General features: G+C 66.2%; 10 protein-coding genes. 6 read left to right on the top strand and 4 right to left on the bottom strand.

Going from position 1 to position 16,880, the window contains the following annotated elements; all coding sequences use genetic code 11:
• Positions 1 to 12 precede the first annotated feature (12 nt).
• The 3 genes from astB (at position 13) to BJG93_RS05650 (ending at position 3,991) form a co-directional block, all read left to right on the top strand.
• Positions 13 to 1,353 carry an N-succinylarginine dihydrolase gene (gene astB / locus BJG93_RS05640; protein ID WP_027197350.1) on the top strand — a complete coding sequence of 447 codons (1,341 nt, stop codon included), beginning with the start codon at positions 13 to 15 and terminating at the stop codon, positions 1,351 to 1,353.
• Entirely contained in the window at positions 1,337 to 2,419 is a 1,083-nt protein-coding gene (gene astE / locus BJG93_RS05645) for a succinylglutamate desuccinylase (RefSeq protein WP_027197351.1), read from the top strand. The genes astB and astE overlap by 17 nt, the downstream gene beginning before the upstream one ends.
• Positions 2,420 to 2,620: 201 nt before the next feature.
• A complete protein-coding gene (locus tag BJG93_RS05650; RefSeq protein WP_027197352.1) occupies positions 2,621 to 3,991 on the top strand; it encodes an EAL and HDOD domain-containing protein in 1,371 nt (456 codons plus the stop codon).
• A 103-nt stretch (positions 3,992 to 4,094) separates the two neighbouring features.
• Here the strand turns inward: BJG93_RS05650 and BJG93_RS05655 are convergent, their stop codons facing one another.
• Together BJG93_RS05655 and BJG93_RS05660 are read right to left on the bottom strand one after the other, a co-directional pair.
• A complete protein-coding gene (locus BJG93_RS05655; RefSeq protein WP_027197353.1) occupies positions 4,095 to 5,552 on the bottom strand; it encodes an HDOD domain-containing protein in 1,458 nt (485 codons plus the stop codon).
• A gap of 95 nt (positions 5,553 to 5,647) precedes the next feature.
• Positions 5,648 to 7,462 (bottom strand): putative bifunctional diguanylate cyclase/phosphodiesterase, encoded by a 1,815-nt coding sequence (locus BJG93_RS05660; protein WP_027197354.1) that lies wholly within the window; start codon positions 7,460 to 7,462, stop codon positions 5,648 to 5,650.
• A gap of 289 nt (positions 7,463 to 7,751) precedes the next feature.
• On the opposite strand from BJG93_RS05660, the gene BJG93_RS05665 reads away from it, so the two are divergent.
• The 3 genes from BJG93_RS05665 to BJG93_RS05675 all read left to right on the top strand — a co-directional run bounded on the left by BJG93_RS05665 (position 7,752) and on the right by BJG93_RS05675 (position 10,388).
• Complete coding sequence (locus tag BJG93_RS05665) at positions 7,752 to 9,116, top strand: EAL and HDOD domain-containing protein (protein WP_027197355.1); 1,365 nt, start codon at positions 7,752 to 7,754, stop codon at positions 9,114 to 9,116.
• A gap of 169 nt (positions 9,117 to 9,285) precedes the next feature.
• On the top strand, positions 9,286 to 9,849 hold the full coding sequence (locus BJG93_RS05670) for a peroxiredoxin (RefSeq protein ID WP_027197356.1): 564 nt from the start codon (positions 9,286 to 9,288) through the stop codon (positions 9,847 to 9,849).
• Between the two features lie 74 nt (positions 9,850 to 9,923).
• A complete protein-coding gene (locus BJG93_RS05675) occupies positions 9,924 to 10,388 on the top strand; it encodes a hypothetical protein (RefSeq protein ID WP_027197357.1) in 465 nt (154 codons plus the stop codon).
• Positions 10,389 to 10,405: 17 nt separating this feature from the next.
• On the opposite strand, the gene BJG93_RS05680 is transcribed toward BJG93_RS05675, so the two are convergent.
• Positions 10,406 to 13,732, bottom strand: coding sequence for an efflux RND transporter permease subunit (locus BJG93_RS05680; protein WP_027197358.1), 3,327 nt, complete (start codon positions 13,730 to 13,732; stop codon positions 10,406 to 10,408).
• A gap of 3 nt (positions 13,733 to 13,735) precedes the next feature.
• Positions 13,736 to 16,870, bottom strand: coding sequence for an MdtB/MuxB family multidrug efflux RND transporter permease subunit (locus BJG93_RS05685; RefSeq protein ID WP_027197359.1), 3,135 nt, complete (start codon positions 16,868 to 16,870; stop codon positions 13,736 to 13,738).
• Between the last annotated feature and the right edge of the window lie 10 nt (positions 16,871 to 16,880).

The raw sequence follows: 16,880 nt of genomic DNA on the forward strand, positions 1-16,880 counted from the left end.
GGATCGACGATGCTGCAAGCCACTGAAGCCAATTTCGACGGCCTGGTCGGCCCGACTCACAACTACGCGGGCTTGTCGTTCGGCAACGTCGCGTCGCAAAGCAACGAGAAGTCGGTCGCGAATCCGAAGGCCGCGGCACGCCAGGGTCTGCGCAAGATGAAGCAGTTGGCGGACCTCGGGTTTCATCAGGGCGTGCTGCCGCCGCAGGAGCGTCCGTCGATGCGTCTGTTGCGCGAGCTCGGTTTTTCCGGCGACGACGCTTCGGTGATCGCGCGTGTCGCGAACAACGCTCCCGAGTTGCTCGCGGCGGCGAGCTCGGCCTCGGCGATGTGGACCGCGAACGCCGCGACCGTGAGCCCGTCTGCGGATACGCACGACGGCCGCGTACATTTCACGCCGGCCAATCTGTGCAGCAAGCTGCATCGCGCGATCGAGCATGAATCGACACGCCGCACGCTGCGCGCGATGTTCAGCGACACCGACCGTTTCGTCGTCCACGAGGCGCTGCCGGGCACGCCCGCGCTCGGCGACGAGGGCGCGGCGAATCACACGCGCTTTTGTGACGAATACCGGGCGCGCGGTGTCGAATTCTTCGTGTACGGGCGCAGCGAGTATCGGCGAGGGCCGGAGCCGAAGCGCTATCCGGCACGCCAGACCTTCGAGGCGAGCCGCGCGGTTGCGCATCGTCATGGCTTGCAGGAAGCGGCGACGGTGTACGCGCAGCAGAACCCCGAAGTGATTGACGCGGGCGTGTTCCATAACGACGTGATCGCGGTTGGCAATCGCAACACGCTGTTCTGCCATCAGCTCGCGTTCGTCGAGCAGCAGGCGGTGTACGACGAGCTTCGCGCGAAGCTCGCGAGCCTGCACGCTGGCTTGAACGTGATCGAAGTGCCCGACGCGCAGGTCAGCGTCGCCGATGCGGTGACGTCGTATCTGTTCAACAGCCAACTGCTGACCCGGCCCGATGGCAAGCAGGTGCTGGTCGTGCCCCAGGAGTGCCGCGAGAATCCGCGCGTGGCCGCGTATCTGGATGAGCTCACTTCGCACAGCGGTCCGATCGACGAGGTGCTCGTGTTCGATCTGCGCGAGAGCATGAAGAACGGCGGCGGTCCCGCGTGTCTGCGTCTGCGCGTTGTACTCGACGACACTGAGCGCGCGGCGGTCGCGCCGGGTGTGTGGATCGACGACACGCTATTCGGCCGTCTCGATGCGTGGATCGAAAAGCACTACCGCGATCGTCTGGCACCGGCCGATCTCACCGATCCGAAGCTGCTGGTCGAGTCGCGAACCGCGCTCGATGAGCTGACGCAAATCCTCGATCTGGGCTCGCTGTATGACTTCCAGCGCTGAGCACGCGATGCCGGCCCCGAGCGCGATGCTCGACGATTTTCTCGCGTGGACGCTCGCGGGTTCCCGGCCTGCCGCGCATGAAGCGCAAGGCACATGCGCAAACGGCGTGCGCTGGACGTGGCAGGATGACGGTGTACTCGTCATCGAGCCCGCGAAGCAGCACGCAGACCTGTGCAGCGTGCTCGTCTCGGCTGGCGTGCATGGCGATGAAACCGCGCCGATCGAGCTGCTGTCGCGCATCGTCGCCGATATCGCACGGGGCCGCGCCGCGCTCGCGTGCCGGCTGCTCGTGATTCTCGGCAACATCGAGGCGATGCGCGACGGCGGCCGCTATCGCGACGACGATCTGAACCGGCTTTTCAGCGGCCGTCATCTGCAACTGCCGCACAGTCATGAAGCGCCGCGCGCGGCCGCGCTCGAACAGGCCGCGATGCGCTTTTTCGCGCCCGCGTGCGCCGCGCCCGGCGCGCGCTGGCATATCGACATGCATACGGCGATCCGCGCGTCGGTGTTCGAGCGCTTCGCGCTGCTGCCGCATACCGGCAAACCCTTTTCGCGTGCGATGTTCGAGTGGCTCCGCGACGCGCGCATCGGCGCGGTGCTGCTGCACACGACCAAGGGCAACACCTATTCGCACTTCACCGCGCAAGCGTGCGGCGCGGCGGCCTGCACGCTCGAACTTGGCAAGGTTCGGCCGTTCGGCGAAAACGATCTGACACGCTTCGAGGGCGCGGATCTCGCGGTGCGCGCGCTACTGGCCGGCACGCGGGTGGGTTCGCGAACCGACACGCAAACCGACGCACAAGCTGCGCTGCCGCGTGTGTTCACCGTCATCGATCAGCTGACCAAGCAAAGCGACGCATTCGAACTGCTGCTCGCACCCGATGTGCCGAACTTCACGCCGCTCGCAAAGGGCACCTTGCTCGCGCGCGACGGCGACTATCAATACACGGTGCAGCACGACGACGAGCGCGTCATGTTCCCGAATCCGACGGTCAAGCCCGGGCTGCGCGCGGGTCTGCTGGTCGTCGAGACCACCGCCGATACGCTGTCGAAGCTAGTCTAGACGCGCCATGCGTATCGCACACGCTCAGCAAATATTTCGAGATATTGCCTCGTAAGCCTGTTTTGCCCAATGACGCTGCGATAAAATCGCAACGCACGCTGCCGCGCGCGACCGCACTCCGTGCGTCGCACAAACGCGCCACCGTGCAACGAAAAACAGAACATAGCGGCCAGGCGCCAGCGGCGCCGAGCGGGGACTGGAATGACCACCATCGCAATCGAGACTCCGAGCCAAGGCGGCACGACCGACGACGCATCGCTCACCGCCAGCTTCGCGCGGCAGCCCATTCTGAATCGGGACGGCATGCTGTGCGGCTACGAGATCAAGGTCCGTACGCCCGCGCTGCCGGCCGTCGAAGCCGATCAACGCGTACCGCAAGCGGATCCCGATACCCAACCCGACGCCTTGCCGGGCCGCGCACCGACGCCGGGGCAACGCGTCGCGCGCGCGACCGTGCACGGCCTCTTGCAGGGCGACGTGCGCGGCGCGCTGACCGGCCATCCCGCTTACGTCGATGTGAACCGCGAGCTGCTGCTCGACGACGCGATCCTCAGGCTGCCCCCCGAGCGCTTCATGCTCGAACTGCCTTTGTCGCTCGAAGTCGACGACGCGTTGACCGCGCGGGTCGTCTATCTGCACGGCCGCCGCTACCGCTTCGCGCTCGACGACGTCGCGCAGCCCAATGAGACGTTCGCGAAGCTGCTGCCGTACGCCGAAGTCGTCAAGATCGACGTCATGCGTGCGCCGCGCGCGCTGCTGCCGAAACTCGCGAGCGTGCTGAAGTCGGCGGGCAAGCTGCTGCTCGCGTCGGGCGTCGATACGCAGGCCGATTTCGAAACGGCGCATGAGCTCGGCTTCGACCGCTTCCAGGGCTATTACTTCGCGCATGCGCAAAGCTCGGCGACGCGCCGCGTCAGCGCGCCACGGCACGCGCTGCTCAATCTGCTGCAACTGCTGGCGGGCGACCCGACGGTCGCGCAGCTCGAAGCCGAACTGAAACTGAACCCGGTGCTGGTCATGCATCTGATGAAGCTCGCGAATTCGAGCGGCCTCGCGGTCGGTCACAAGGTGACGACGCTGCGCGACGCAATCAACGCCACCGGCACCGACCGCATCGCGCGCTGGACGCAACTGCTGCTTTACGCCGACGGCCGCAAGGTCGCGCTCGAGGACGATCCGCTGCTGCAACTCGCGGCCACGCGCGCGCGCTTCATGGAGCTTGCGATCGAGCGCATGCCCGAGGCGGGCCGCGACGAAGCCGACGCGGCATTCCTGACCGGTGTGTTTTCGTTCGTCGATGCGGTGTTCGGCGGCTCGCTCGAAAAGACGCTGAACATCCTCACGCTGTCGCGGCCGATCCAGGCCGCGATCCTGCATCGCGAGGGCAGGCTGGGTTTGCTGCTGAGCGCGGTCGAAGCGCTCGAAGGCGGCGCATGGGAGCGCGTCGCCACGCTATGCGAGCGTCTTGCGCCGTTGACGGTGGAAGAGGTCGCGCAGATGGGTCTCGCGGCCGGCGCATGGGCCGGCGTCGCGGATCGCAGCGCGGAAGGGTTGGAGCGGATCGAGGATTGAGTGGGGCAAAAAAGCCCCACACGTGGCCCGAATTAAATCGTTTTCGGGCAAACACGGAAAAGGTTGAAAGTGAAGCGGGGTGATCAACGATCACGCCAGGTCTTCACATCGTCTCCATTTCCCGCATCTGCCCCTGGCCGAAAAAACGTCCTAACTCCTGAGCCAGTTCGTTGAGCACCCCCATCTCCTTCTGTGAGATGCGGCGCGCCTCCTGGGTGTGCGACCAGTCGCCGTAGAGCAGCGCGACCGTTTGATCCGTTTCGTCGAGGACCGGCAGCAGCACGAACGCGCGAGCATCGTCGAACGAGCGGCGGAACCACTCCGGCAGCCGCGCGACCATCTTCGGATCGCGCGCATTCTCGATGAAAATGCCCACCGAGTTCGCGATCGCGAGGTGGAACACGTCGGGCTCGAACGCGGTGTTGAACGTGAGCCGCGGCATCGCCGCGTCGATCTTCGGCCCGAGACCCAAACGCGCCTTGAAGGTGCCGTTGCTGTGCTTGACGAACACCACGACGCGCGCGAAGCCAAGGCCCGCGAGCACGGTCTCCGCTGCCATCGCGAGCGCCGGCGCGAGTGGGCTGCCCTCGGGCAGGTCGCGCAGGTCCTTTACGCCGACCGCGATGCGCGCCTCGGGCGTGAGCGCCTCGCGCGCGATCGCATCGGCATTCGCGCGCAGCTCGACGATTTCCGCCATCACGCCGTCGCCGCCTTCCTCGCGCGCGAGCGCGACGCTCATCTGCAGCAGCACCTCGGCATCCGTGTTCAGCGCGCCGCTGAACTCGTGCGCAAGCTCGCCGATGCGTGCCTCGCGTTCCCACTCGGGCATGTTCTGCTGCGTGAGCACGTCGGCGACCGCGGTCGAGTAATTGGTGATCGCGCGCAGCCACTGCACCTGGCGCGGTTGCGTCACGTCCTGCGGATCGAACTCGCGCATGCCCGCGCGGATCGTGTCGGGCAGGCGCCAGCGCACGGCGGCTTCGGCGCCGATTTCATCGAACGTGACGCCGAGCACCAGCACGCACGCATCGGCTTCGGGCGCGCCGGCGTCGATATGGCGGCGAATCTGGTCCCATTCCGCGTCGAGATAGAACACGACGAGCAGCTTGCCGATTTGCCGCATCAGCGTGCAGACCACCGCTTCCTCGCCGGCGCGCAGGTCGCCGCGCTCGGTCAGCTTGCGCGCGACGCAGCCCGACAGCAGCGTGCGGTTCAGTTCGAGCTTCGCGTCGATGCGGCGCGGCGCGCTGTGATGAAAGTGATCGACGATCTTCAGACCGACGACCAGATGGCCGACCGCGTCCATGCCGAGCACCATCAGCGCGCGCGACACGGTCGTGATGTTGCCGCCGAACGCCATGTACATCGCCGAGTTCGCGAGCCGCAGTACTTTCTGCGTGAGCGCGAAGTCCGACAGCACCACCTGCACGAGGCCGGTGAAGTCGAGGTCGTCGTTGGTCACTGCCGCCATGGTGGTGCGCAGCGATTGCGACAGCATAGGGAAATCGCCGCGCTCGCTCATTCGCGTCCAGAGCCGGTCGAGCACTGCCGCCTTTACCATGTGAGTCCCGCAAAAGCCATACGTATTCCAGTGAATGCCACGCCGGTCGTGGGCCGGCTTGTTCCGCTGCCTGGGCGCCGCGTTTGCATCGCCCGTTACGCGCCGTGTAGCTGAAGCTCGCGCGTCTCGAAGCGCTGCGCGAGTTCTTCGGACGGCAGCGCCTTGCAGACGAGCCAGCCCTGAATGTGATCGCAGCCCATCTCGGTGAGCAGCGTGCGTTGCGCTTCTGTTTCGACGCCCTCGGCAACCAGTTCGAGGTCGAGCGTTTGCGCAAGGCCGACGACAGCGCTAACGATTGCCTGATCGTTTCGCGAGGTTAGCAGATTCTCGACGAAACTCCGGTCGATCTTGAGCTTCGCGAGCGGAAAACGCTGCAGGTACGCGAGGCTCGAATAGCCGGTGCCGAAGTCGTCGACGGCGAAGCGGATGCCCATCGCGGTCAGCTCTTCGAGCAAGGCCTTCGCGTGCGCCGGGTCGTGCATCAGCAGACTTTCGGTGATCTCGAACACGAGGCGGCGCGGATCGATGCCGGTCAGCTCGATCGCCTCGCGCACCGAGTCCTTGAAGCGCGGATCGCGAAACTGCTGCGGCGATACGTTGACGGCCACGTACTGCAGCGCGATGCCCTTCGCGTCCCACTGGATCAGCTGCATGCACGCGACCTTCAGCACCCAGTTGCCGAGGAAGTTGATGAGCCCGATCGACTCGGCGAGCGGAATGAACATCGACGGCGGCACGAGGCCATGCACCGGATGCGTCCAGCGGATCAACGCCTCGACACCGACCACGCCCCGCGTGCGGCTGCTCGTGATCGGCTGGAAGTGTAGCGAAAACTCGCCGTTGCGTACGCCGTCGTAGAGGTCGGCCTCCAGCTTCAGGCGCTCGGCGTCGGCCGGGTTGTCGTCGGGCACGTAGAACGCGAGCGTGTTGCCGCCCGCGGCCTTCGCCTGCAACAGCGCGTGGTCGGCCCAGCGCAGCAGGTGCGTGTCGTGGCCGCCGGTGTCGTTGGCGTGGCGCACGTCCGGGTACAGCGCGATGCCGATGCTGGCCGACAGGTGCACCTGCTGACCCTTGAACACGTACGGCTGCTGGATCGCGGTGAGCAGACGCCGCGCCAGCGCTTCCGCGGTGGCCGCCGCGTCGGTACGGCTCGCGGCCGGCTTCACGAGGATGGCGAACTCGTCGCTCGCGACGCGCGCGATCGTTTCGTTCGGGCTCGTCATGTTCAACAGGCGCCGCGACGTGTCACGCAGCATCTCGTCGCCGGCGTCGTAGCCCAGCGCGCGGTTCACGCGCTGATAGTCGTCCAGATCGAGCAGCAGCAACGCGACCGGCGTGCCGTGCGCGTCGGCCTTCTGTTGCGCGTCGAGCAACGCGTGCAGCAAACCCGACTGGTTCGGCAGGCTGGTCAGCCGGTCCAGATGCAACGCCTGGGTCAGGCGCTCTTCGGTGGCGCGCCACGACGACACGTCGAAGCCGGCGATCGCATAGCCGTCGACGCCGTCGTGGCTGCTGCGCACGACGCGCAGCTCGACCGTGATCGGGTAGGTCAGCGACTTGACGAGCCCGAGCGTCGCTTTTTCGACGTTGCCCGAGGCCGCCGCTTGCTTGAGCAGCGCGTCGAGGCGCGGCACGTCGGCGGGCGCAACCAGATCGTGCAGCGTGGCGGTTTTGAGGTACTCGCGGTGATAGCCGATGAAGCGCAGGCTCGCGTCGGACACGTAGATGAAGCGCAACGCATCGTCGACGTGCGCGAGCAGGTCGACCGCGCCGACCACCTGTTCCAGCGGGGGCGTGCGGTTCGCGCTGCTCGGTCGCTCGTCGTCCGCGCGCCGGCCGAACGCTCGCAGCCGGTCCATGACCGTGCGCAAGGAGCCCCGGCGGGGCGCGGTGATCGTGTTCGCTTCCATATGTGTGGCTGGCAACCTGGGTTCGTCCGGCGGGCGGGGCTGCTTGTCCGCCGGTCCGGGCGGCCGGCAGATAGCAGGCCACCCTATCAGAACGAGATAACGACGCGTGCGGGAAAATCTTTAGCGGCCCGCGGAGAAAAACATCGGGTAAGGGACGCTCGGCGCCGTCGCCGGGACGATTCGGTTAAAGTGACGCCGCTTCGCGGCCGTTAATATGGCGGTCTCCCTTATACCGCGACGCTGACGGCGCCGCGCAGCGTAGACTTTCCGAACCTTGCACCGATGATCCATGTCTGAACGCCCCGTCGTCAGGTCCGCCAGATCTCCACGGCCCATCCCGCGGGACGTCGAGGTGCGTGATGCATTCGCCGGCTCGTCGGCCGGCTATGCTGAGCACGAGCACCCGGACCTGGCCGCGCAATACGTCTATGTCGGTCGCCAGCCGATTCTCGATCGCGACGGCGCGCTCCATGCCTACGAGCTGCTGTTTCGTGCCGGAACGTACAACTACGCCGAAATCAGCGACGACGCGCAGGCCACCGCGCAGGTGGTCGCGCGCACGATCGGCGGAATCGGCGTGCCGGCCGTGCTCGGCCAGCATCGCGGCTTCGTCAATATCGATCGCGCGCTGCTCTTTAGCGACATCGTCCATTTGATGCCGCCCGAGCGCTTCGTGCTCGAAATCCTCGAAACCGTGCACTACGACGCCTCGCTCGCGCGGCGTCTGCACGAACTGCGCCGCGCCGGCTTCCAGGTTGCGCTCGACGACGTGCACGATCTGTCCGACGAGCTGAGCGCGATGCTGCCATACGCCGACATCGTCAAGATCGACTTCCTGCAGACGCCGCGCCGCACGGTCGCGAAGCTCGCAGCGATGCTGCGCGCCCACGGCAAGACGCTGCTCGCCGAAAAGGTCGAGACGCGCGAGGACTTCGCGCTCGCCCACCAACTCGGCTTCGATCTGTTCCAGGGCTACTTCTTCGCGCGGCCGCAGGTGCTGGCCGCGCCGCGCAACCGCTCGTTGCGCCCGGGCCTGTTGCGGCTGCTCGCGCTGCTCTCGCGCGACGCCGGCATCGTCGAGCTCGAGGCGGAGCTGAAGTTGAACCCAGGCGTGGTCGTGCAACTGCTGCGGCTCGTCAATTCGAGCGCATTCGGCCTCGGGCGCAACATCGCGTCGCTGCGCGAGGCGATCATCGCGACCGGCACGCGGCAGATCGCGCGCTGGGCGCAGCTGTTGCTGTACGCGGACACGGGCGAACTGCCGTGGCGTGCCGATCCGCTCGTGCATCTGGCCGCGACGCGCTCGCGTTTCATGGAGCTTGCCGCGAACTGGCTGCGTCCGGCCGACAGCGAATTCGCCGACGCCGCATTCATGACCGGGATTTTTTCGCTCGTGCACATCGTGCTCGACAGCACACCCGATGCGGTGCTCGAAAAGCTCGGCCTCGCGCCGCAGATCTGCGAGGCGATCGTCGCGCGCAAGGGCGAGCTGGGCGCGCTGCTGCTGATCGCCGAGGTCGCGGGCGAGGGCGGCGACGCCGCGCCGGTCGCGAGGGCGGCGGGCTTCCCGGCGCTGACGCCCGACGTGATGTCGGAGCTGAACCTGTCGGCGGCGGCGTGGTTCGGCGCGCACGTGGCGGAGTCGGGCGTTTGACGCGCTGAGCTCGCGCCGCATGCTTGCGATTCGCTTGTGATCCGGACGGCGACTGACGCCGCGCGCGCATCCGTGATCCAATAGCAAGCTCAGCGACGGCCCGCGAGGCCGGCCGAAGCTGTATCCGATTGACCGGATCAAACGCGTGCGCTCACGCATGGAGAAGCAGATGAAGACAAAACACATACCGGCAGCACTGGCAGCCGTCATGGCGTTCGGATTCGCAATGCATTCGCCGCTCGCTTGCGCAACCCTGAAGCCCGGCGACGTGGCACCGACGTTTACCGCCGAGGCCTCGCTCGGCGGCAAGACCTACACGTATTCGCTTGGCGACGAACTGAAGAAAGGCCCGGTCGTGCTGTACTTCTATCCGGCCGCGTTCACGAAGGGCTGCACGATCGAGGCGCACCAGTTCGCCGATGCGGTCGACGAGTACAAGAAATACGGCGCGTCGGTGATCGGCGTGTCGCACGACAACATCGATACGCTGACGAAGTTTTCGGTCAGCGAATGCCGCAGCAAATTCCCGGTCGCGGCCGACGCCGACGCGAAGGTGATCGGCGCGTACGACGCGGGCATGCCGATGAAGGCCGGCATGGCGAACCGCGTGTCTTACGTGATTTCGCCCGACGGCAAGATCATCTACGAGTACACGAGCCTGTCGCCCGAAAAGCATGTCGAGAACACGCTGAACGCGCTCAAGCAGTGGGCGGCCGCGCATAAGGGTCAATGAAGGGCCGCGTGTGCCGCGTGTGGCATCGCGTATCGCCTGTGCCAGGCTAGAACCTTTCACCGGATGAGCTTGCCATGCCGATTGTCGTTGCGTTGATTGCGCTAATCGCGCTGGGGTACGGCGCCGTGCGCGCCTTTGATGCGCTGCGAGCCGTTTTCGGGCTGGCGGTGGCCGAGGGCGTCGCCGTGCTGGTTGCGTTGCTGATCGCCGGTGCGCTCGCGTACTGGCGGCAGCGCCGCCGCGAAGTCGCGCCGAACGTGCGCGACGGCGACTGGACGCACGAGCTGAAGGGCAGTTGGGGCTCGGTGCGGCTCGCGGCGGCCAAGCGGTTCTGTGAGATTCGCGTCGGCGACCAGCAGGGCGCGTACATCTTTGCCGATCTGCTCGGCGCCGAAGCACAGGGCCGCGACGCGCAGGCGCGGCTCGCGCTGAAGGTCAGGGACACACGGCACGGCGAGTGGCTCGTGCCGATGCCGAACGAACGGATGGCGCGCCAATGGCAGCGGATTTTCTCGCTGGCCATCGAGCAGAAGCTGTGAGCGCCACCGCCTCTGCATCATGACGACGTCGGTGCCGCGCCGCCCGCGCGGCGTGCCTTTCTCGCCTCCCAGCGCACGCGGATGCGATCCATGTACAGATAGACGACGGGCGTCGTATACAGCGTCAGCATCTGGCTGACGATCAGCCCGCCGACGATCGAAATACCGAGCGGCGCGCGCATCTCCGCGCCTTCACCGCTGCCGAACGCGAGCGGCAATGCGCCGAGCAGCGCGGCGAAGGTCGTCATCATGATCGGCCGGAAGCGCAGCAGGCAGGCCTGATAGATCGCGTCACGCGACGACATTCCCTTGCGCGACGCGTCGATCGCGAAGTCCACCATCATGATCGCGTTCTTCTTTACGATGCCGATCAGAAGGATCACGCCGATCAGCGCGATGATGCTGAACTCGGTCTTGAACAGCAGCAGCGCGAGCAGCGCGCCGACCCCTGCGGACGGCAGCGTCGAGAGGATCGTCAGCGGGTGGATGTAACTCTCGTACAGGATGCCGAGCACGATATACACCGCCGCGAGCGCAGCGAGGATCAGGATCGGCTGATCGGACATCGACTGCTGGAACGCTTGCGCGGTGCCCTGGAAGCTGCCGTGAATCGTGGCGGGCATGCCGATCTGGGCCATGGTGTCGTAGATCGCCTGGGTCGCGGTGGACAACGACACGCCCGGCGGCAGGTTGAACGAGATCGTCGAGGCGACGAACTGGCTCTGGTGATTGACCGACAGCGGCGTGGTGCCCGGCCCGAAGCTCGCGATCGCCGACAGCGGCACCATCGTTTCCTTCGCGGTCGATACCGCCGCGCCAGACGACGCGCTCGACTTGCCGCTCGCCGCGATCGAATTGATCGCCTGATTGCGCGCGGAGTCGGCCGCGATGCTGGCCGCGCTCGTCGCCGTGGTGGCCGCGGTGCCGCCGGTTGCCGCGCTCGTCGTGGCCGCCGTGCTGGTCGCTTTCGACGTCACGGTGCCGGCCGGCGCATTGGTGGTTTGCGCGCCGCTCGCGCTGCCGCCCGAGGTGCTGACGAAAATCTGCTTGAGCATCTCCGGGCTCTGCCAGTAGCGCGGCGCGACTTCCATCACGACGTGATACTGATTCAGCGGGTTGTAGATCGTCGACACCTGGCGCTGGCCGAATGCGTCGTACAGCGTGTTGTCGATCTGCGCGGGCTTGATGCCGAGGCGCGATGCCGTGGCGCGGTCGATCGTCACCATCGCTTCGAGACCGCCTTGCTGCTGGTCGGAGTTCACGTCCGCGAGCTCCTTGCGCGCCTGCAGCGCCTCGGTGAGCTTCGGCCCCCACTTGTACAGGTCGGGCGTCGAGTCGGCGAGCAGCGTGAACTGATACTGCGCGTTCGATTGCCGGCCGCCGACGCGAATGTCCTGCACCGCCTGCAGGAACGTGCGCGCGCCGGCCACGTCGCCGAGCGGCGCGCGCAGTTGCTGGATCACCTGGTCGGCGGAGAGCTTGCGTTCGCTCTTCGGCTTCAGCGACACGAACATGAAGCCCGAGTTGGTCTGCCGGCCGCCGGTGAAGCCGACCACGCTGTCGACCGCCGGGTTCTTGCCGACGATCGCCATCATCTCCGAGAACTTGCCCTTCATCGCCTGGAACGACGTACTCTGGTCGGCCTGGATGCCGCCGACGAGGCGCCCCGTGTCCTGCTGCGGGAAGAAGCCCTTCGGCACGATGATATAAAGCGCGACGTTCAGCGCGATGGTCAGCAGCAGAACCATGACGATCAGCAGCGGATGCAGGAGCGCCCAGCCGAGCGTGCGCTCGTAGCCGCGCTGCATCGACGTGAAGCCGCCTTCGAGCCAGCGGCCGAAGCGGTTTTCCTGATGCTTTTCGTGCGGCTCGCGCAACAGGCGCGAGCACATCATCGGCGTGAGCGTCAGCGATACGACTAGCGAGACCGCGATCGCGAGCGACAGCGTCAGCGCGAACTCGCGAAACAGCCGTCCGACGATGCCGCCCATCAGCAGGATCGGCAAGAACACGGCGACCAGCGAGATGCTGATCGACATCACCGTGAAGCCGACCTCGCGCGCGCCGAGGAACGCGGCCTTCATGCGCGGCACGCCGTCTTCGATGTGGCGCGAGATGTTTTCGAGCACGACGATCGCGTCGTCGACGACGAAGCCGGTCGCGATGGTCAATGCCATCAGCGATAGATTGTCGATCGAAAAGCCCATCAGGTACATCGCGCCGAAGGTGCCGACGATCGAGATCGGCACGGCCACGCTCGGAATCAACGTGGCGCGCCAGTTGCGCAGGAACAGGAAGACGACCATCACGACCAGCGCGACCGCGATCACCAGCGTGCGCTCGGTGTCGTGCAGCGACGCGCGGATAGTAATGGAACGGTCCGAGGTCGGTGAAATGTCGACGTCGGCGGGCAGCGACGCGTGCAGCTGCGGCAGCATCGCCTTCACGCGGTCGACGGTCTCGATGATGTTCGCGCCCGGCTGCCGGTACAAAATCACCAGCACTGAGCGCTTGCCATTGAAGAGACCGAGGTTGCGCAGGTCCTCGACCGAATCGACGACCTCGCCCATGTCGGAGAGTTTCACCGGCGCGCCGTTGCGATAGGCGATCACGAGGTCCTTGTACTGCGACGCCTTGCTCGCCTGGTCGTTCGTGTACAACTGCACGCGGTTCTCGCCGAACTCGATGGAGCCCTTCGGGCTGTTCGCGTTGGCCGCGGCGAGCGCCGCGCGCACGTCTTCGAGGCCGATGCCGTAATGCGACAACGCGTGCGGCAGCAGCTCGACGCGCACGGCCGGATTGGCCGACCCGCTCACGTCCACTTCGCCGACCCCCTGAACCTGCGACAGCGACTGCTGCAGCACGGTGGCGGCCGAATCGTAGAGCTGGCCGGCCGTGAGCGTACTCGACGTGAGCGCGAGAATCAGGATCGGCGCGTCGGCCGGGTTGACCTTGTGGTAGGTCGGGTTGCTGCGCAGGCTCGTGGGCAGGTCGGCACGCGCCGCGTTGATCGCCGCCTGCACGTCGCGCGCTGCGCCGTCGATGTTGCGGTTCAGGCCGAACTGCAGCGTAATGCGCGTCGAGCCGACCGAGCTTTGCGACGTCATCTCGGTCACGTCGGCGATCGAGCCCAGATGCCGTTCCAGCGGACTCGCGACGCTCGTCGCGACGGTCTCCGGGCTCGCGCCCGGCAGCGTCGCCTGCACCGAGATGGTCGGGAAGTCGACCTGCGGCAGCGGCGCGACCGGCAGCTTCGTGAACGCGAACACGCCCGACAGCGCGATGCCGATGGCCAGCAGCGTGGTGGCGACCGGTCGGGAGATAAACGGACGCGACAGGTTCATCGCTCAGTTCCCTGCATCGGTGGCGGGGGGCGTGGCGCTACCGGACGAATCGCCGCGGTGAAAGCGCTCGCGCAGCCGACGGCCGAGCGAATCGAACGCGAGATAGATCACCGGCGTCGTGAACAGCGTCAGCAGCTGGCTCACGATCAGACCGCCGGCGATCGCGATACCGAGCGGACGGCGCAGCTCCGAACCCGCGCCGGTGCCGAGCATCAGCGGCAATGCGCCGAGCAGCGCGGCGAGCGTGGTCATCAGGATCGGCCGGAAGCGCAGCAGACACGCCTGGAAGATCGCCTCGCGCGGCGGCTTGCCTTCCTCGCGCTCGGCATAGAGCGCGAAGTCGATCATCATGATCGCGTTCTTCTTCACGATACCGATCAGCAGCACGATGCCGATGATGCCGATGATGTCGAGATCGTGGCCGGTGATCAGCAGCGCGAGCAGCGCGCCGACACCGGCCGACGGCAGCGTCGACAGAATCGTGATCGGATGGATGAAGCTCTCGTACAGCACGCCGAGCACGATATACATCGTGATGATCGCCGCGAGGATCAGGAACAGCTCGTTCGCGAGCGACGCCTGGAACGCGAGCGCCGCGCCCTGGAAGCGCGTCTGGAACGACGCGGGCAGGCCGACGTCCTTTTCGGCCTGCTGGATCGCCTTCACGGCCGCGCCGAGCGACGAACCCGGCGCGAGGTTGAACGACACGGTGGTGGCGGGGAACTGGCTCAGGTGCGTGACCAGCAGCGGCGCGGGCCGCTCGATGAACTTCGCGATCGACGACAACGGCACCTGGCCGCCCGTCGACGTGGAAGAGGGCAGGTAGATCGAGTTCAGCGACGTGGTGTAGTGCTGCATCGTCGGCTGCGCTTCGAGAATCACGCGGTACTGGTTCGACTGCGTGAAGATCGTCGAAATGATGCGCTGGCCGAACGCGTCGTACAACGCGCTGTCGATCGTGGCCGGCGTGATGCCGAAGCGCGCCGCGGTCGCTCGGTCGATGTCGATGAACACCGAGCGGCCGTTGTCCTGCAGATTGGTTGCGACGTCGGCGAGCTCGGGCGACTGCTTGAGCCGCTCGACCAGCTTCGGCACCCACGTCGTGAATTCGCCGATGTTCGGATCGGTCAGCATGAACTGATACTGCGTCGGGCTCACGGTCGAGTCGATCGTCAGGTCCTGCACCGGCTGCATGTACAGCGACGCGCCCGGAATGTGCGCGACGTCTTTCTGCAACTGGCGGATCACGTCGCTCGCGGTGTTGCTGCGGTCGTCGCGCGGCTTCAGGTTGATCAGCATGCGGCCGCTGTTCAGCGTGATGTTGCTGCCGTCCACGCCGATGAACGAGGTCAGGCTTTCGACGTCCGGGTTCTTCAGGATCTGGTCGGCGAGCGCCTGCTGACGCTCGGCCATCGACGCGAACGACACCGACTGCGGCATCTGCGTGATCGCCTGGATCACGCCGGTGTCCTGCACCGGGAAGAAGCCTTTCGGCACGACCACGTACAGCAGGCCGGTCAGCACGAGAGTGAGCAGCGCCACGACCAGCGTGGCGCGTTGACGGTTCAGCACCCACGTGAGCGCGACCGCGTAGCGCGCGATCACCCAGTCGATCGCGCGGTGCGCCTTCGCCTCGAAGCGGTGGCTGTCGTGCGGCGGCGTGTGGCGCAACAGCTTCGCGCACATCATCGGCACCAGCGTCAGCGACACGATCGCCGAAATGACGATCGTCACCGCCAGCGTGATCGCGAATTCATGGAACAGGCGTCCGACCACGTCGCCCATGAAGAGCAGCGGAATCAGCACCGCGATCAGCGAGACCGTCAGCGAAATGATCGTGAAGCCGATCTGCTTCGAGCCTTTCAGCGCGGCTTCGAGCGCCGTTTCGCCTTCCTCGACATAGCGTGCGATGTTCTCGATCATCACGATCGCGTCGTCGACGACGAAGCCGGTGGCGATGGTCAGCGCCATCAGCGACAGGTTGTCGAGCGAGAAGCCGCACAGGTACATCACGGCGAGCGTGCCGATCAGCGACAGCGGCACCGACAGACTCGGAATGATCGTCGCGTAGACGTTGGCGAGGAACAGGTACATCACGAGCACGACCAGCACGACCGACATCGCCAGTTCGAACTGCACGTCGCGCACCGACGCGCGAATCGTCGTGGTGCGGTCGGTGACGACCTGCACGTCGAGCGCGGCGGGCAACGACTGCTGCAACTGCGGCAACAGCGCCTTGATGCTGTCGACCACCTGGATCACGTTCGCGCCCGGCTGGCGCTGCACGTTCAGGATGATCGCGGGCGTGTTGTCGACCCACGCGCCGAGCTTCGTATTCTCCGGTCCCGACACGATGCTCGCGACGTCGGTCAGCATCACCGGACGCCCGTTCTTGTACGCGACCACGGCGCCCTTGTACTCGTCGGCGTCGGTCAGCTGGTCGTTCGAGTTGATCGTGTAGTTGCGCGTCGGGCCGTCGAAATTGCCCTTCGGGGTGTTGACGTTCAGGTTCGAGATCGTGGTGCGCAGGTCGTCGAGATTCAGGCCGTACGCGGCGAGCGCGCGCGGGTTCGCCTGAATGCGGATCGCCGGGCGCTGGCCGCCCGACAGGCTCACCAGACCCACGCCCGCCACCTGCGAGATCTTCTGCGCAAGACGCGTGTCGGCGAGATCCTGCACCTGCGTGAGCGGCAGCGTCTTCGACGTGATCGCGAGCGTGATGATCGGCGCATCGGCCGGGTTGACCTTCGCGTAGATCGGCGGCGCGGGCAGGTCGGACGGCAGCAGGTTGCCCGCCGCGTTGATCGCCGCCTGGACTTCCTGCTCGGCGATGTCGAGCGGCAGGTCGAGGCTGAACTGCAGCGTGATGATCGACGAGCCGGCCGAGCTTTGCGACGACATCTGGTTCAGCGACGGCATCTGCCCGAACTGCCGTTCCAGCGGCGCCGTCACGGACGAGGTCATTACGTCCGGGCTCGCGCCCGGATAGAAGGTCTGCACCTGGATCGTCGGATAGTCGACCTCGGGCAGCGCGGAAAGCGGCAAAAAGCGCAGCGCGACGAGGCCGACCAGCATGATCGCCGCCATCAGCAGCGCGGTGCCGACGGGACGCAGAATAAAAGCGCGGGATGGATTCATGCGGTAAGTG

Origin of the sequence: Paraburkholderia sprentiae WSM5005, assembly GCF_001865575.2 — a bacterium.
GTDB lineage: Bacteria > Pseudomonadota > Gammaproteobacteria > Burkholderiales > Burkholderiaceae > Paraburkholderia > Paraburkholderia sprentiae.